Genomic DNA, 17824 nt, shown 5'->3' on the forward strand with positions numbered 1-17824 from the left:
TTGCAACATCATGTTGCGCGCGCCTTGCCCCTGCAAAACGAATCCTGTTATACTGAGGTCCCGTGGGGAATGCTTTTTCGAGCCTCCCGCAAATGGCCTTTTGCCAAAGACGAACCACGGGGGGACTCCACTATATGGCGCGCTATATTTTCATCACCGGCGGCGTTGTGTCATCGCTTGGCAAGGGGTTGGCGTCGGCGGCCCTCGGCGCCTTGCTGCAGGCGCGTGGGTTCTCGGTGCGGCTGCGCAAACTTGACCCCTATCTGAACGTCGATCCCGGCACGATGTCGCCCTTTGAACATGGCGAAGTGTTCGTCACCGACGATGGCGCAGAAACCGACCTTGATCTGGGGCATTACGAACGTTTTACCGGCGTGGCTGCGCGCAAGACCGACTCTGTCTCGTCGGGTCGCATCTATTCCAACGTGCTCGAAAAGGAACGGCGCGGCGACTACCTCGGCAAGACCATCCAGGTGATCCCGCATGTGACCAATGAAATCAAAGAGTTCATCGAGATCGGCGATGACGAGGTCGATTTCATGCTCTGCGAGATTGGCGGCACCGTCGGCGACATTGAAGGCCTGCCATTTTTCGAAGCCATTCGTCAGTTTTCGCAGGACAAGCCGCGCGGCCAATGCATCTTTATGCATCTGACGCTGCTGCCGTTCATCAAGGCAAGCGGAGAGTTGAAAACCAAGCCCACCCAGCACTCGGTCAAGGAGCTGCGCTCCATCGGCATCGCGCCCGACATTCTCGTCTGCCGCTCCGAAGGGCCAATTCCGGTCAAGGAACGCGAAAAACTCGCCCTGTTCTGCAACGTGCGCCCCGAATCCGTGATCGCAGCGCAGGACCTCGGCACAATCTATGACGCCCCGCTGGCCTATCACCGCGAGGGCATGGATCAGGCCGTGCTCGACGCGTTCCAGATCAGCCCTGCCCCCAAGCCGGACCTCACCAAATGGGAAGACGTCAGCGACCGCATTCACAACGCCGAAGGGGTCGTGAATGTCGCTATCGTCGGCAAGTACACACAACTTGAGGATGCCTATAAATCCATTGCCGAGGCGCTGACCCATGGCGGCATGGCCAACCGCGTGCGGGTCAAGGTCGAGTGGGTCGACGCCGAACTTTTCGACACCGAAGACCCCGCCCCCCATCTTGGCGGCTTCCATGCCATTCTTGTCCCCGGCGGATTTGGCGAGCGCGGCACAGAAGGCAAGATCAAGGCCGCCGAGTTCGCGCGCACCCGCAAAGTGCCCTATCTTGGCATCTGCCTCGGCATGCAGATGGCGGTGATCGAAGCGGCGCGCAATGTCGCGGGCCTCAAGGCGGCAGGGTCCGAAGAATTTGACCATGAGGCCGGGAAAAAGCGATTTGAACCTGTGGTCTATCACCTCAAAGAGTGGGTGCAGGGCAATCACAAGGTCGAACGCAAGGTCGGTGACGACAAGGGCGGTACCATGCGTCTGGGCGCATACGATGCCGTACTGAGCGCCGACAGCCGCGTGGCGACCGCTTATGGCACCACCAATATCGACGAACGCCACCGCCACCGCTACGAGGTGGACATCAAATACCGTGAGCAACTGGAAAAGGCGGGCCTCAAATTCTCCGGCATGTCGCCCGATGGCCGCCTGCCCGAGATCGTGGAATGGCCCGATCATCCGTGGTTCATCGGAGTGCAGTTCCACCCCGAACTGAAATCCAAACCTTTCGCGCCGCACCCCTTGTTCGAGGACTTCGTACGCGCAGCGAAAGAAGTGTCGCGGTTGGTCTGAGGCGCGGTACAGTCGAATCCGACTGAACCGTAAGCCTTTGAGAACGCAATACTAATAGAGATTTTCGGCGCTTTGATCGCGCCGCTTCGTCTGCATCCTGACCGCCAAAATCACCTTCCCATGTCGCAATCTGTTTCGGCCAAAATTAGCCGATGCAACCCCACGTAGTGGCATTATTGTGCAAACTGACCTAACGTAAACCTCAGCGGTAGAATTTTTATGCCGCGGTTTGGGGGGAAGTATGGCCAGACGAACGCTGCGGCGTCGGCCCGGGTCCACGAATTTGACGAGGACGATAACAAACACCATTTTGAGGCCGGGCATTTTGATCCCAGTTCCGGTTGATCACGTGTTCAACATCTTTGAGTCCAGTCGCTCGGGCACGCCGGTTGTGCGCGCTTTGGACCTGCTGGCATTGCGCATCGAGTTGCGCAGCCTGACCATCGAACCCGGCAATCCACCGATGCTGAAAAAGACCGGTCGCGGCACCGGTTACCTGATCCTGCACTTTCCGCCGCAATCGATCACCGAACAGGCGTTTTATCAGGCGGCGCCGCCCGGCTTTGTCGATGCCAATGCGCTCAGCGCCAGTGAGACGCCTGACGCCCCGCCCGTGCGGGCGCGTATTGCGGATGAATCTCGTCTGGTCTTTCGCGTGCCATCGGGCACCACCATCCCCTGGACCCTCGAAGGGGTGCTCGATGCGGTCCAGACCCTGACGATGAAAGTGTCCTCGGCCGCCAAGCCGCGCCAGACCCGCTTCCGCCCCGCGCTCGAGTTGGGGCAACTGTTTGACCGGCGCGAGATTGGCCGGATGACACCGGCCCAGCGGGCGGCCCTGTCGGGTTTTGCCGCGCGCAGCCTTGTTCTGGGCGCGGATGAGGCCACCTTGCGCCTGCGCCAGATCGGGGCGGGCACCGGGCTCGTGGCAAGCGAACAACTTCCGCCCCGCTTTACGATCTCGCCCACGCGGGTCCTGACCCGTCCGACGCGCCCCTCGAACCCCAATTCCACAACCACATCCATCGAGATGCCATGGCGGCTGATCGTCTCGCCCCACACAGGCGAGCGGTGGCGCCATGCGAGCACGCCGCAAACGTCGCCCGCAGGCACAACCGAGCTGTGGCATTCGCGGCTGGTCGCCCCCAAGGGCAATGGCGACGTGATCGAACCGCCCAACCGGGACACAAACCGCACCATCCGCGCAGTCTGGGCCAAGACCGGCGAGGGATCGGCCTCGACCATGCGGCCGACCTACAATTCCATGGACATCGTGCCTGAAACCGAACCGCCAACCGCACCATTTCGCAATGCGATGTCGGATTTCGCGCGGCTGCAGATCGCGCATCTGTCCTCCAACTGGAGCATCACCGGCTACCGCCCCGAACCCATCGACACCAACCAGATGATGCTGTCGTCGCTGGGCGGCTGGCTTGACAGCCGGGGCGCGTGGGAGGTGCCGCAAGGCCTTTCGGTCGAGGAATGGGTGCACCGCGCCTCGATGGCACGCGACCACTATGTGCGTGTGGTGTTCAAGGGTGGCGCCTTTCCTTTCGGGCACCGTATGGCGCTGATCGAGGTCACGGAGCGCAAGTTCCACAATGGCCTCGGCGGCACCAACAGCGATCTTCAAGCGCCACAAAACCGCGCCTACCTGCGCAAACAGTATTTCATCGCCCGGCGCGAGCGGGAACGGGTCTATGACAATGCGGCCCTCAAGGATGGCGACAGCAGCCTTGCCCTGCAGTTCCCGTTTTCCCGCGTGGAGCTTTTGACCGATCTCACCCCGCCGCTCGATCCCCCCGCCGGTTCCGAGGCACAACCCGGGCGGGGTCAGACGATGTTCTGGCCCATGGTGGCGAACGAGCCGTTCCGCTTTCAATGGGTCGCAACCGATCTGGACGGGCGGCGCATCGCCTTTGATCTGCCGATCATTTTCATGGACAACACGGTCGCTGCACCCGGCAACCCGGATGACGACCCGATCCACTACATCACCGCCGCGCAAAACGCCGCCAGCGCCGCGCAAGCTTATGACGCACAGCCTGCGCGCAACACCGCCGCGCTGAAACTGCAGCAGGTCGCGCTCGCCACCAGCAAAAAGACCGGCGATACGTCAGTGCAGGTCGAACAGATGCGCTTTGGCGGCTTTGCCGATCCGGGCAATGCGCCGCTCGAGGCGGCCAGTGAAAAGCTGTTGCAACCGATCTGGACCCCAGTTGTGACCTCGGTGGACGCGCGGATCGGGGCCGTGTCGCACCTGACCGGCTCAAATGAGCCAAGCAAGCTGACCTGGAACCAAACCTATCTCAAGGTCGGGCTGGCCCAGAAGGGCGAGGTGTTTGTCGATATCGATCAAAGCGCGAGTCCCGCCCAGATGGATTTCTCGGCCCAAGGGGATCGCTCGGGCGGGTTCGTGCAGCCCAATATGGTGCCCAAGGCCCTCTCGCGGATCGGCGGGCCAATCACGTCGGATGTGCCGCTATATATCAACGGCACTGTGCCCGAGGCCGCCGGATTTCCCAAGACCGACAGCATCGGTGCCCTGCCCTTGCCGCTGATCTTTGGCTGCATCCCGCTGGGTGCGATCATCGATCTGGTGTCCGACCTGGATGACAATCAGGAAAAGATACCGAAATTCCAACAGGAATCCGGCAACGAGATCGAGAATTTCATCAACACGCTGATCCGGGCCTATGGCATCATATCCAACATCGCCTCGGGTCCGGCAGGCATTGCCGATGCGGCCATCGTCGTGTTCCGTGCCGGGCTCACGGATGCGATTGCGCAGGCGGCGGCCCTGACACCGGCCCAGCAGGCCGACATCGTCAGCAAGGCGCAGGATCTGGTCAGTGGCATTGATGCCGTCGCGAGCGAACTGCAGAGCGCCATCGGCACCGTGCTGGACGCGGGCCTGCCTGCCCCGTCTCTGCCCGGCCTGCCCACCACGATCGCGCAGGCACAAAGCGCGCTTGCAGAAGTACGCACCGCCCTCAACGCCCAGATTGGCGGGCAGTCGCTGCCCGCAGGCTTCCGCCAGCAAGGTCTGACGATCTGCCAAAAGCTCGAGGCAGTGCTGAACGACATTGCCGATCTGCCAACGCTGATCTCTCAGGGCCAGACCCTGTTTGACGCGCTCAGCGCCATTGTCGGCGACCCTGCCGCCCTTGGCAGCCTGTTTGAGGATGCCACCGTCTTTCAAAGCAAGGTCGATGACGTCAACAACGCCCTTGGGCCCTTCACCGACACGATCAACGGGCTTGACCTGCTGGACGGGGCCGCGCGGCAACAGATCGTGGATGTGCTTGAGGCCACACAAGAGGTGCTTGGCTTTGTCTCGACCATCGCGGGGCTCTTTGGCGATGAATTGACGATCCGCTTTGACTGGAACCCCGAAATCTCGTCCTGGCCCAGTACCGACCCGATCTTCCGTGTGAATGACAAGCGCGGCTTTTCGGTCGCGGTCGAGGCCAAGGTAAAAAAGAACGGGTCAAGTGCGCCGAAAATCTCGGTCATCTGCGGGCTCAAGAATTTCGATCTGGTGTTGATCGGTGAGGCGGGATTCCTCGAATTGATGTTCGAGAAGATCGAATTCTCCATCGACAGCAAGGCCAAGACGGACGTCGATGTGCTGTTCAACGACATCAAATTTGTCGGCCCATTGTCTTTTGTCGAAACCCTGCGTGACCTGATCCCGCTGGACGGGTTTTCGGACCCACCCTACCTCGACATCACGCCGCAAGGCATCGATGCAGGGTTTGACATCGCCCTGCCCGGCATCACCTGCGGTGTTCTCAACATCCAGAACATCTCTCTCGGCGCCGGGTTCACCGTGCCGTTCATCGGCCAGCCCCTATCCGTCCGCTTCAACTTCTGCACCCGCGAACAGCCGTTCCTGCTGACGGTCTACATGTTTGGCGGCGGCGGCTTCTTTGGCATCACCATCGACCCGTCTGGCGTTCAGATCCTCGAGGCGTCACTGGAATTCGGCGCGAGCCTCTCGATTGATCTGGGCGTGGCCTCGGGCGGCGTCGAGGTGATGGCGGGTTTCTATTTTCGGATGGAGCAGGACGATGCCTCGCTCACCGGCTATTTCCGGCTGGGCGGGCATGTGGATGTGCTGGGCATCATCTCGGCCTCGATCGAGCTCTATCTGGAACTGCGCTATGAGTTCCAGTCCGGCAAATGCGTGGGCAAGGCGCAGCTCACCATCGAAATCACCGTGTTCATCTTTTCCGGCTCGGTCACGATCACCTGCGAGCGCAAGTTTGCCGGGTCAAATGGCGACCCGAACCTGCGCGAGATGATGGGGTTCAAGCCCGAAGTGCCGCTGGCCGATGAACTCGCCGCCATTGATGCAAACACCGACTACGCGTGGCGCGATCACTGCGAAGCGTTCGCGTAAGGGAGGGCGAGACCATGGCTGATCAAAGGTTGATGTGGACGGTCCTGCCCGATGGGCGCAACGAGAATGGCGCGCTGCGGGTCTCGGCCGTCGTTTCACCACGGCTTACGCCGCAGGCCCCGAACGAACAGGTGCTCGAGGCCTTCCCCGAATTTCTCGACTGGCCCGCGACCTTGCAAGGCGCAAGTTTCGTGCTGGCCACCGGGGGGCAGGACTTCGAACTTGAACTGACCTCGAAACCCGACAGCACCCTTTGGGCCAAGCTGTTTCACAAGGCAACGCCAGTGGCAGGCTTTGTCTATCCCGATTTCAGCAAGGCCAATTGGCGATCATACTCCGTGCGCAACGTGCTCGGGGCTGTGCGGCGCCACTATGCCCAGATTGCCGCCACCGGAGGCGGGGATCATCCCACGCTTTTGCCGTGGAAAGAGGCCGATCTGGCCCTCAAGGACATGCTCGAGGATCTCGGCACGCGCACCCAAGTGATCAACCTTGGGGATCGGCAAATCGAAATCCCGCTGCCCGGATTTGACCGGTTTCTGGGTGAGGAAAACCCGGTTGATCCGGTCCTGAACCGCATCGTGTTTGGGCGCAAATCCGTCTACACCACCGACGTGCCCGGCCCTGTCACAGGCTCGACACCCGGCGGCGCGCCCGAACGGATCAGCGTCGAAAACCGCTCCCTTCCCCCCGATTGGTACAACCCGCGCCCCGGCGGGCCGGGCACGCCGCTGGTCAACCGCCCCGACGCGGTCCTGATGGACCAGTTCGCCAGCGCCGAGGAATACAGCCTTTATCAGGCTGACCGGTTCTACCGGCGCACGCGCGCCACGCGGGACGAGAAAAAGATGCGCGTCCCGTCCTACCAGAACATTCCCGAACCGCCCAAAGTGCCCGACTTCGACTTTCACCGCATCATCGCCTCTTACGGCGATTACGGGCACCTTTTGCGCGCGCTTGGGCTGGTGCTCGATTTTACCGTGAACACGCGCGGCGCGCCTGCCGGGTTGTTTTCGACCGCTCCGGGCGGGTCCACAGGCGTCATGTCGCTGCAAGTCAAGTGGAGCAATGGCCACGACGACAGCAATGACAGCGCACCGCGCACCGCATGGACCCATGACAAGCAACGCTTTGCTGCGCGCCCGGCTGGCGACACGATGGAACGCGGCGTGTTGCGCCTGCGCCATGCCGATGACAATTGGGGCGAAAAGAACAAGGAAAGCGGACCCTTTGACGTCTATCAGGTCGATGCCGATGGCGCCGCCCTCAAGACAGCCGGGTTCACCCTGTCCGCCCAACGGCTGGTGGCAAAGCACCTGAACCCCGCCCGCATCGACGGCGCTGTGACCTACACCACCGGTGACGAACAGCCCGTTGCGGCCCTGCGCGCACGCGGGTTCGGCATTTCGCACCACGGACGCGCTACATCGCTGGCCGGGGCCACACAGGCGGCGGATTTCAAGAACACCGAACTCACCTCGGGCAATGGCAGTGCGATCACCTATTTCGCCGAGGACATCACCAAGGGCCACCGCATCGACGTCTGGCCCGAACCGCCCGCCCATGCCGAAGACCCGACACCCGGCCCATGGCGTTCCTTGCACGCGCGTGAAGGCGACTACCGGCTGATCAAACAGGGCGAACCGCTTGATTTCCCCGGCGATGAGGGCCACGTCTCGGGCGCGTCCACCTCTTCGGACGAGGCCAAGCCTGACGACCATTACGTGCACGAATCCCTGTTCCGCTGGGCGGGGTGGAGCCTGTCTGCCCCGCGCCCGGGGCGCAACATCCGCTCGCGCGAGATCGAAGGCACGCAACTGCAGGCCGAGGAACCCACCGACAAATTGCCCGAGGCCGTGGACGGCAACAACGTCGCTGTCGATTGGCGCGCCCAGAAGGGCACCCTGCCCCGGCTGCGTTTTGGCTGGAGCTATCGGTTCCGCGCTCGGCTGGTGGACATCGCGGGCAACAGCCTGCGCTTTGACGACCCGACGTTGGAAAAAGAGGCGCAAGTGACCGACTCCGTCGGCTATTGGCGGTTCGAGCCGGTCGATCCGCCTGCCATGGTGGGCCGCACACGCCTGTCCGAAGGCGAAAGCCTCGAACGCATGGTGATCCGCTCGAATTTCGATGTGTCGGCGGATAATTATCTTTCGACCCCCGACATCTCGGTCGCCATCGGCCTGCCCGCCAGCGCCGATTTCGACTATGCCCCGATGAACGAACGCCACCTCGTGCCGCCCAAATCCTCGCAACAGCAATGCGAAACCCATGGCGCGTTCGATCCCTATTTCAGCGACTGGCAGCGGATCAAGACGGGTTACGAAATCGCCGCCCGCGAGGACGGCACCCTTTATGACGACACGCCCGGCGCGCAAGTCACGTTGGTTACGCCAACCGTTCTGAACAGTATCGCCAAGACAACCGACCTGCCCCCCGATCTGCCGACCCCGGAAAACCCCGTGGGCGAACGGATCGTGGGCGGCCAATACGTGATCCACGGCGAACCCAAGGTGCAGACGCCCTATCTGCCGGACGTGGCCGCTGCCGGCATCGCGATCCGCGCAGCCCCCGGTCATACCCTCCCCGGGGTCGGTGCTGATCGGATTCTTGGCGATCATTGCGCCATCACCACCTTGCAGGATGGGGGCCAGTCGGAATCCGTGCTGCTCGTCTTTTACTCCAAACCCTGGCCGGACAAGGACGGCTTTCGCATTCTGCTGGCCGAGCGGCCCGCCAATATCACCGACCTGCCCTGCCACGAGGCATTTGCCGATGACGGTGCGCCCGAATGGAACGAAGAAGACCGCACGCTCACCCTGTTCCTGCCCAAGGGGCGGATCGCGCGGATGCGCTATTCCTCCTTCGTTGATCCCGACCATCTGGGGTCCTTCGGGATCCTGCGCTGGGCCGGTGAAGCGCCGCAAAATCAAGGCAGTGTCTGGAGCCGCTCTGCGCTTGGCGCACACTGGATGATCACCCCGTGGCGCGATCTGACCATGGTGCACGCGACGCAAGCCCCGGTCTGCCAGCCCGAACTGATCAAGATGTCGGCCCAGCGCGAAGAAGGCGGGCATTCAGCACGCATCCAGTGCCGGGCGGTCCGCCTGCACGGCCCCTCCACCGGCAAGTTCGAGATCGAGGCGGATTGGCACGAATGGATCGACGATCTGAATGCGGACGGCCCCGAGCGGGTGCACCGCAAGGGTCAGTTGGGCGAGATCCTGCTTTCGGAAAACCATGACAATGACTTTGTCTTGTCCAACGCGGTCAACGCGCAGATGCATGATGCAAACCGCCCCCGCGCGCGCGGCGATGTGCACGAGATCGGCGACGCCCGGTTCCGGCTGATCCGCTACCGGGTGCGGGCCTCGACCCGGTTTCGCGAATACCTGCCGCCAGCGATCTACGACCAGCCTGACCTTGTGACCCGTCTTGGGCCCGTGGCCGAGGGCCCGGGGGTCGTGACCGGGGCCGTGGATGATCCCGGCGCGCCAGTGCTGCGCAACCCCTTGGGCGATACGGCCAACACCATCGTGCCCGCCACTGCCCCGCCGGATGACCCGCGCGTCCTTTACGTGGTGCCGACTTTCCGCTGGCAGGACTCCGACATTCCCTATGGCGCGGACAGCACGCGCTATGGCAACGGGCTGCGGGTCTGGCTGGACCGACCATGGTTCTCGTCTGGGGACGGCGAATTGCTGGGCGTTGTGATTCAGGGCGACGCCGCGCCCTTCACACAGATCCCCGAAGACCGGCAGGCGCTGGTCACACAATGGGGCGCGGACCCGCTCTGGGTCTCTGGCGCGCCACGGGATCGCACACGGATCAGCGATTTCCCGGCGGCGGTCACGGACGAATCTGTGCGCCTGCAGGAACAACCCAACGCACAAGCAGTCCGGGTGATCGGCCACCGCGTGCATTGGGACCCGACGCGCAGGCTCTGGTATTGCGATGTCGCACTGAACCCGGGTGCGGCCTACATGCCCTTCGTGCGGCTTGCGCTGGTGCGCTACCAGCCCAACGCCCTGCCCAGCGCGCGGATTTCCAAGGTGGTCCTGGCAGAGTTCGCTCAAGTCCTGCCCCGCCGCCGTGCGCGGTTGACCGCACAGGACGGATCGGTGCAACTGACCCTGCGCGGACCTGCACCGCAACTGGGCCCCGTGGCCTTTGACGCCGACGTGCCGTGGTTCTCGACAAGCCCGGTGACCGGCGTCCCCTTCTACCCGCCCGAAGACCGCGACACCGGGCGCAACCGGTTTGAACTGGTGGTGCAGACCCGACCGGAAAACATGGACAGCGATCTGGCCTGGACCGACTTTGCCATCCTGCAAAGCGCCATCGTGGGCGGCGGCAGTGGGTCGCTGAGCATCACGCCCGGACGCACGGGTGGCATTTTCAACGAGGCCGCCATCGCCGCCGAAACCGAGCGCGTGATCTCAACCCGCGCAGGTGCCGATGTACGCCTGTCCGCGACAGCGGCGCGGACCCTGATGGCGGCGCAAATTGCCACGCCGATGATTGACCCGCCCCTGTGGTCCATCACGGCAGACCTTCCCGACACAGGCGGGCGACCCACCCGTCTGATGGTGCGCGAATTCGAACGCTACTACGCGGATCGCTTCGTGCGTGACGGCGTCCGGTTGCGCCGTGTGATCGAAGAACGGCTGGTCTACGCCAGCACTCTCGATCTGTAACGTGCGGTCGCGCCGCCCCCGATTCGCGCGACCCGCCCGAAACCGGGCACTTGTGCGTTGCGCGCGCGCACCAGTGCGCTACACCCGGGGCCATGCTCAGCTATCAACATATCTATCATGCCGGGAACCTTGCGGATGTGCACAAGCACAGCTTGCTGGCCTGGATGCTCGACTATCTCACCCGCAAGGACAAACCGCTCAGCTATATCGAAACTCATGCGGGCCGTGCGCTTTATGATCTGAGCGCGGATGAGGCGGTAAAAACCGGGGAGGCAAAACAAGGCATTGCGCGGGTCAAAGACTGGTTTGAAGCCAGCCATCCCTACATGCGCTGCCTCGCGCAAACCACTGAAACTCATGGGCAAAGCGCCTATCCCGGCTCGCCGTTCATCGCGGTGCAGACCCTGCGCGATACGGATCGGATTACGCTGGCCGAACTGCATCCCGGCGAGCATCTGAACCTCGAACTGGCGCTGCCCACAGCCAAGTGTCGCCGCACGGACGGCTTTGCCATGGCCCATGCGATGCTGCCTCCGGACCCGCGCCGGGGTCTTTTGCTGATCGACCCGAGTTTCGAGATCAAGGACGACTATGCCACCATTCCGGGCCATATCAAAAAATACGTCCGCGCATGGAATGTGGGCATCATCGTGCTGTGGTATCCGATCCTGACCTCAGGATCACATCACAGCATGCTGAAAACGCTTGAAAAAGATCACCACGACGCCTTGCGCCACGAAGTTCGCTTTCCACCTGCGCGACCGGGACACGGGATGATCGGATCGGGCCTGTTCGTGATCCGCCCGCCCTTTGGACTTGCCCAAGAGGCCGCAAAATTGAAAACTCGCTTCGATACACTCAGCTAGGGGCAACCCGATGTTCGAACGCCTGTTTCCAAAACGGCCCAAGGAAACGCCAAAACTGCCCGAACCGACGCCGCAATTGGCACTGGGCGCGCTTTTGGTGCGCATCGCCATGGCCGATCGCGACTACCGCGCCGCCGAAGTGGGCGCGATTGACCGGGTCCTGTCGCGCACCTTTGACCTCAAACCGATTGAGGCCGCCAAGCTGCGCGCCACCTGCGAGGCCCTGGAACGGCACGCGCCCGGCACGCCGGAATTCGGCGAAATCCTCAGAGAAACAGTGCCTTACGACGACCGCTTCAACCTTGCGTTGTCGATGTGGCAGGTGCTGCTGGCCGATGGCGATCACGCCGAAATCGAAGAGGCCACCTTGCATCAGATTGAGGCAACCATGGGCATCACCCCCGAAGACAGTGCAAACATAAAGTCGCGCGCGCTTGGCTAATGCCGGGCGCACACGTATATGCATGTCATGTTCAAGGACCTCCTCAACAGATTGATCCAGCCTGACCCCGCCCCGATAACGGACGGTGACGCACGGCTGGCGCTGACAGCACTGCTGGTGCGTGTGGCCCGGTCGGACAATGACTACAGCGGTGACGAGCAGCGCTTGATCGATCAGATCACCCAGGACCGTTATGGCCTGCCCGCGGCAGAGGTCACCGCCCTGCGCACCGAGGCCGAAGCGATGGAGGCCGAAGCCCCTGACACCGTGCGCTTTACCCGCGCCATCAAGGATGCGGTGGCATACGAGGATCGGCTGGCCGTGATCGAGGCCCTCTGGAAGGTTGTCCTTGCTGACGGCCAGCGCGCACAGGAAGAAGACGCGCTTTTGCGCCTTGTCACCAACCTTTTGGGCATTTCCGACCCAGACAGCGCCCTCGCCCGACAGCGCGTGTCGAAGTGATCACCTTTTTGGGCATGTATGACATGCCGCACGCTGCTTCCGCATATGACCGGCTTTGGCACGCCATCCGCACCGAACTTGGCCATGGCCCTGATGCGTTGAGCCGCGACATCGACCCGTGGGAGGCATGGCAATCGGACGACCTGCTGCTGGCCCAGACCTGCGGGCTGCCTTTTCGCGCGCGGCTCTATGGGCAGGTCAATCTGGTCGGCACCCCGGATTACGGGCTGCGCGACTGTCCACAGGGTTACTACTACAGCTATATCGTGCGCCGCCGGGGTGATTCCCGCTCCTTGCGCGATCTCGCGCGCGGCGGCACCATCGCCTTTAACGACCCGCTGTCGCAATCGGGCTGGGCCGCACCTGTGGCGCTTTTGGCCGACAAGGGGCTGCGACCGGCGGCAACGATGCAGACCGGCGCGCATCTTGCTTCTGCCAATGCGGTGCTGGATGGACGCGCCGACTACGCGGCCATTGATGCCATCAGCTACATGATGTGGGACCGGGCCGAACCGCAGGTCTTTGCCGGGCTCGAGGCCTTCATGCGCACCAAACCAACCCCGGGCCTGCCCCTGATCACGGCCCAATCGCGGGATCCCAAACCGATTGCGCAGGCCGTGACACGGTCCATTCACACCATGGACGCCGCCGATCGCGACATCCTGCTGCTCAAAGGGCTGGTGCAAATCCCCGAGGCGATCTACCGCGCCATCCCTATCCCGCCCATGCCGTGACCAATTCGGCATCACCCGACGTCAAATTGGGCAATTGCCCTGCGATTGCGGCGAATTGGGCGTGGACATGACCCCGAATTTGCGCCCTTATACCGCCTGACTGCCCAACAAGAGCGCGCCCTTTGCAAGATCAGCCCGTCATCGAAATCCGCAATCTTCACAAGGCCTACGGGTCGCTTGAGGTTCTCAAGGGTGTGGATATCACCGCGCGCAAGGGTGATGTGGTCTCTCTGATCGGCTCTTCGGGCTCGGGCAAATCGACGCTTTTGCGCTGCTGCAACCTGCTTGAGGATTGCCAGCAGGGCGAGGTGATGTTCAAGGGCGAGCCCGTCGCCTGGGCCGGGCAGGCCCATGGCCGCCGCCCGTCTGATCCCAAACAGGTACTGCGCATCCGCACGAACCTGTCCATGGTGTTTCAGCAATTCAATCTCTGGGCCCATATGACCATCCTGCAAAACGTGATGGAGGCGCCGGTGACCGTGCTGCGCCGCGATCCAGCCGAGGTTGAACAGGCCGCACGCGGCTATCTCGACAAGGTGGGCATCGGCGACAAATGCGACGTCTTTCCCGCCCAATTGTCTGGCGGGCAACAGCAACGCGCCGCCATAGCGCGCGCACTCTGCATGGAGCCCGAGGCGCTGCTTTTTGACGAGCCAACCAGCGCGCTTGACCCCGAACTGGAACAGGAAGTCATCCGCGTGATCAAGGATCTGGCGGGCGAAGGGCGCACCATGCTGATCGTCACCCACGACATGAAACTGGCCGCCGATGTCTCGGATCACGTCGTGTTCCTGCATCAGGGCCTGATCGAAGAACAAGGGTCGCCAAAGGACCTCTTTGGCGCGCCCAAATCCGAACGTCTGCGCGGGTTCCTGTCTGCAACCCACGCTGCGTAAACAAAAAACCAAAAAACGGGAGTATCACTCATGAAATCCATTCTACTCAGCACTGTCGCTGTTGCCATGACAGCCACATTCGCTCTTGCCGACGGCCACTCGGTCGTGCGCATGGGCACCGAGGGCGCCTACCCTCCCTATAACTTCATCAACGACGCGGGCGAAGTCGACGGGTTCGAGCGCGAGCTGGGCGACGAGCTGTGCAAACGCGCCGAACTGACCTGCGAATGGGTCAAGAACGACTGGGACAGCATCATTCCAAACCTCGTGTCCTCGAACTACGACACGATCATGGCCGGAATGAGCATCACGGACGAACGTGACGAGGTCATCGACTTCACCCAGGATTACTTCCCCCCCACCGCCTCCGCCTATGTGGGTGCCGCTGACGGTGTCGATGTCGAGGGCGGCGTGATCGCAGCACAAACAGCGACCATTCAGGCAGGCTACATCGCCGAAAGCGGCGCGACACTGGTCGAATTCGCAACCCCCGAAGAAACCGTTGCCGCCGTGCGCAATGGCGAGGCGGACGCCGTCTTCGCCGACCGCGACTATCTCGCGCCACTGGTGGATGCCTCGGGCGGAGAGCTGGTCTTTGTCGGGCCAGAAGTGCCCCTTGGCGGCGGCATCGGCATGGGCCTGCGTGAATCCGACACCGAGCTGAAGGAAAAGTTCGACGCGATCATCACCGAGATGAAAGCCGACGGCTCGCTCAACGCGATTCTGGTCAAGTGGTTCGGCGAGGAAACAGCCCAGTACTAAACCCGATCACAGGCCCACGGGCCTTGATTCCTTAGACGCCTGTGTCGCCTGTTTTCGCCCGCTATTGGCGCAAACCACGCGATGCAGGCGTTTTTCATTTTGAAAAAATGAACCCTAGGGCATGCGCCGCTGCACCTTGAATAAAACGGGGTGCAGGCACGATTGCGCCCATTGCGGGTATTTCCACGTTTTCATTTCGGAAAAGTGGCCGTTTGCGATTTGACATCCCGCGACACCATCCTCTTTTTGTCTTTAGTTTTAATGACCTTGGAGTGTTTCCACATGAAAAATACATTTTTGGCCGCGCTGCTCGCAGGTGGCTTTATGGTCGGCGCAGCGCAAGCGACAACGACCATCGGCACAGTGTCCTTCAACGACAACGCATTTGCCGACTTCTCCGAAGTCGCAACGGGCGTCGGCGGGGCCGGAACACCTGCCAACGGTGCCGATGGCGACCTTGGTACGGAGTTCCAATTGAACTTCAACCTCAACGGCAACCCGCAGGCGACACTTGCCTTTGCATTCACTGACAACACGCTGTTCAACGGCGCCGGCATCGATCTTGTCGCGTTCGGCGACAACAACAATGGCGTGCTCGCGTTGGCCGACGAAACATTTTTTCCCGGTGGCTTGCAGGGGGCATTCCTCGGATCTTTCAACATCGGTGAAGGCGGCAGCAACTTTGGCGGGGGCATCTACGGCTGGGATCTCAGTGATTTCGGCTTTGCCGACGGAGAGGAGTATACAACCGGGTTGCGCATTGCTCCGAGTGGCATCTTCTCGCGGGTCTATGACATTGCAGCCCTCAACAGCCGCGACGTGGTGACAAACCCACCTGCCGTGCCGCTGCCAGCGGGTGCCTTGCTGCTGCTGACGGCCCTTGGCGGTCTGCGACTGGCGCGACGCAAAAGCTGAGCAACGACCAAACCTGATGCGCTCACGCCCCGCTGCCGTACTGGTGGCGGGGCGATGTGCGTTTTGGCTGGTACGGCGGCGACTTTTCGCTAGTCTCTGCAGAACTGCGCCGGAGCCACCCTTACATGTTCTCTTACTGCACCGACCCCGACACGCTGGCCACGCTCAGTTGGCTGACCTGCTATCTGACCACGGGTGTGCATTTTTCCTTTTACTACAGCTTTCTGAAGGTACTCGGGATTCTGGCCGTCACCGCCCCCGTGGCGCTGGCCTTCGGCTTTGGCGGAGCGATGGCGGCACGGTCCAGCATCCTGCCGCTGTCGTGGTTCGGCAAGGGATACATCGCCATCGTGCGCGGGGTGCCGGACATCGCGTTTTTCCTGTTCTTCGTCATCGCGCTGGATCAGGGGTTTGAGTGGATGCGCCATCAGGTGCTGTGCCCGGACTGGACCGATCCGATCCGTCAGGGCAACGATTTTCTGGTCTGCCCGCAGGCCAAGCTGCCGCTGGGCAGTGCCCCGCAGGTGGTCCACCAGACCTATGCCTTTGGCCTTGCGGTCATCACCTTTGCGCTCGTCTTCGGGGCCTTTGCGGCCAACGTGATCTTTGGGGCCATGCGGGCTGTGCCCAAGGCACAGCTTGAAACCGCCGAGGCCTACGGGATGAGCCCGCGCCAGACCTTCTGGCGGGTGCTGGTGCCGCAGATGTGGGTGTTTGCCCTGCCCGGGCTTTCGAACCTCTGGCAGGTGCTGATCAAGGCCACACCGCTGCTGTTCCTGCTGGGGATCGAGGATGTCGTCTATTGGGCACGCGAGTTGGGCGGGACCAAGACGGCACAATTCACCTCTTATCCGCATGGCGATTGGCGGATGTGGTATTTCTTTGCCCTTCTGGTGTTTTACCTCTTCATGACATGGGGGTCGGAAAAAATCCTGACCCGCATCATGGCGGGTCTCACCCGCGGCCAGGCCACCTCGGGTGGCGAAGCGCAGCGCAAAGGGGTGGCTGCGTAGTGTCGTGTCTTCAGACCATTCAGGATTACGGGTTGCGCGCCATCGGGATTGGCGAGCGGCTGCTGCCACGCTCTGATTTCACCCTGTGCGAACAATTCACGCTGATCGGGTCAGGCATGATCTGGAACGTCTATTTCGGGGTCATGGCGCTGTGCACCGGCTTTTTCCTTGCCACCGCCATCGCCGTGGCAAAGGGACTGGCGAACCCATGGCTGCGCAAGCCGGCCGAGTGGTTCATCTTTTTGTTCCGCGGCTCGCCGCTGTTCATCCAGTTCTTCTTTGCCTATTTCCTGTTTCTCAGCCTCAAGGGCGTCTATCCGTTCTTTTCACCCTTCACCGCCGCCTGGCTGGGCGCGCTGATCGTGCTGTTTCTCAACACCGCCGCCTATTCGGCGCAGATTTTCTATGGCGCGCTGCAATCCATCCCCAAGGGCGAGGTCGAGGCGGCAGATGCCTACGGCCTGTCTGGCTGGCTGCGGTTCCGCCGGGTGGTGTTTCCGACCATGCTGCGCCTCGCCTGGCCCGCGTACACGAACGAGGCCATCTTTCTGTTTCACGCCACCACGCTGGTCTATTTCTCGGGCTTTCCGGCCTGGCAGCAACGGGGTGATGCGCTTTATTATGCCAGCTATTTTGCGGACAAGACGTTTAACCCCTTTGTGCCCTATCCCATCCTCGCGATGTATTTCATCCTGCTCACGCTGGTGATTATTGCAGGCTTTGGACTGGTAAACACACACCTCAACCGCCACCTTCCCGCCAACGCGCGCCAAAAGCTGCGCTTGCGCCCCAATCTGATCCGCTAAGGCCAGTTGACCCCGGCCCTTCGGGGAGGATTTTTTTAAATCAGAGAA

12 protein-coding genes are annotated in these 17824 nt (G+C 62.0%); all 12 read left to right on the forward strand.

Annotation, left to right across the window (positions count from 1 at the left end):
• Positions 1-134: 134 nt before the first annotated feature.
• The 12 genes from Q1A89_RS14905 to Q1A89_RS14960 all read left to right on the forward strand — a co-directional run bounded on the left by Q1A89_RS14905 (position 135) and on the right by Q1A89_RS14960 (position 17776).
• On the forward strand, positions 135-1778 hold the full coding sequence (locus tag Q1A89_RS14905; RefSeq protein ID WP_299729835.1) for a CTP synthase: 1644 nt from the start codon (positions 135-137) through the stop codon (positions 1776-1778).
• A 325-nt stretch (positions 1779-2103) separates the two neighbouring features.
• Positions 2104-6183, forward strand: a complete 4080-nt coding sequence (locus Q1A89_RS14910) for a hypothetical protein (RefSeq protein ID WP_299729838.1) — start codon at positions 2104-2106, stop codon at positions 6181-6183.
• 14 nt (positions 6184-6197) lie between these two features.
• Positions 6198-10880 (forward strand): hypothetical protein, encoded by a 4683-nt coding sequence (locus tag Q1A89_RS14915; RefSeq protein ID WP_299729842.1) that lies wholly within the window; start codon positions 6198-6200, stop codon positions 10878-10880.
• 92 nt (positions 10881-10972) lie between these two features.
• A complete protein-coding gene (gene rlmJ, locus Q1A89_RS14920; RefSeq protein WP_299729844.1) occupies positions 10973-11746 on the forward strand; it encodes a 23S rRNA (adenine(2030)-N(6))-methyltransferase RlmJ in 774 nt (257 codons plus the stop codon).
• Positions 11747-11756: 10 nt separating this feature from the next.
• Entirely contained in the window at positions 11757-12188 is a 432-nt protein-coding gene (locus Q1A89_RS14925) for a TerB family tellurite resistance protein (RefSeq protein ID WP_299729846.1), read from the forward strand.
• Between the two features lie 27 nt (positions 12189-12215).
• Complete coding sequence (locus Q1A89_RS14930; protein WP_299729849.1) at positions 12216-12650, forward strand: TerB family tellurite resistance protein; 435 nt, start codon at positions 12216-12218, stop codon at positions 12648-12650.
• Between the two features lie 14 nt (positions 12651-12664).
• A complete protein-coding gene (locus Q1A89_RS14935; RefSeq protein WP_299729852.1) occupies positions 12665-13384 on the forward strand; it encodes a PhnD/SsuA/transferrin family substrate-binding protein in 720 nt (239 codons plus the stop codon).
• A gap of 122 nt (positions 13385-13506) precedes the next feature.
• Positions 13507-14280 carry an ATP-binding cassette domain-containing protein gene (locus Q1A89_RS14940; RefSeq protein ID WP_299729855.1) on the forward strand — a complete coding sequence of 258 codons (774 nt, stop codon included), beginning with the start codon at positions 13507-13509 and terminating at the stop codon, positions 14278-14280.
• A gap of 30 nt (positions 14281-14310) precedes the next feature.
• Complete coding sequence (locus Q1A89_RS14945) at positions 14311-15042, forward strand: transporter substrate-binding domain-containing protein (RefSeq protein ID WP_299729858.1); 732 nt, start codon at positions 14311-14313, stop codon at positions 15040-15042.
• A 171-nt stretch (positions 15043-15213) separates the two neighbouring features.
• Complete coding sequence (locus Q1A89_RS14950; protein WP_299729861.1) at positions 15214-15957, forward strand: VPLPA-CTERM sorting domain-containing protein; 744 nt, start codon at positions 15214-15216, stop codon at positions 15955-15957.
• Between the two features lie 125 nt (positions 15958-16082).
• Complete coding sequence (locus tag Q1A89_RS14955) at positions 16083-16970, forward strand: ABC transporter permease subunit (protein WP_299730565.1); 888 nt, start codon at positions 16083-16085, stop codon at positions 16968-16970.
• Positions 16970-17776, forward strand: a complete 807-nt coding sequence (locus Q1A89_RS14960) for an ABC transporter permease subunit (RefSeq protein WP_299729864.1) — start codon at positions 16970-16972, stop codon at positions 17774-17776. The genes Q1A89_RS14955 and Q1A89_RS14960 overlap by 1 nt, the downstream gene beginning before the upstream one ends.
• Positions 17777-17824 lie beyond the last annotated feature (48 nt).

Source organism: uncultured Tateyamaria sp. (genome assembly GCF_947503045.1).
Lineage (GTDB): Bacteria > Pseudomonadota > Alphaproteobacteria > Rhodobacterales > Rhodobacteraceae > Tateyamaria.

What these genes read in the sequence shown, in the direction of transcription:
- Q1A89_RS14905 (WP_299729835.1), top strand. Translation starts at nt 135, where the DNA reads ATGGCGCGCTATATTTTCATCACCGGCGGCGTTGTGTCATCGCTTGGC.
- Q1A89_RS14930 (WP_299729849.1), top strand. Translation starts at nt 12,216, where the DNA reads ATGTTCAAGGACCTCCTCAACAGATTGATCCAGCCTGACCCCGCCCCG.
- Q1A89_RS14925 (WP_299729846.1), top strand. Translation starts at nt 11,757, where the DNA reads ATGTTCGAACGCCTGTTTCCAAAACGGCCCAAGGAAACGCCAAAACTG.
- Q1A89_RS14955 (WP_299730565.1), top strand. Translation starts at nt 16,083, where the DNA reads ATGTTCTCTTACTGCACCGACCCCGACACGCTGGCCACGCTCAGTTGG.
- Q1A89_RS14945 (WP_299729858.1), top strand. Translation starts at nt 14,311, where the DNA reads ATGAAATCCATTCTACTCAGCACTGTCGCTGTTGCCATGACAGCCACA.
- Q1A89_RS14915 (WP_299729842.1), top strand. Translation starts at nt 6,198, where the DNA reads ATGGCTGATCAAAGGTTGATGTGGACGGTCCTGCCCGATGGGCGCAAC.
- Q1A89_RS14935 (WP_299729852.1), top strand. Translation starts at nt 12,665, where the DNA reads ATGTATGACATGCCGCACGCTGCTTCCGCATATGACCGGCTTTGGCAC.
- rlmJ (WP_299729844.1), top strand. Translation starts at nt 10,973, where the DNA reads ATGCTCAGCTATCAACATATCTATCATGCCGGGAACCTTGCGGATGTG.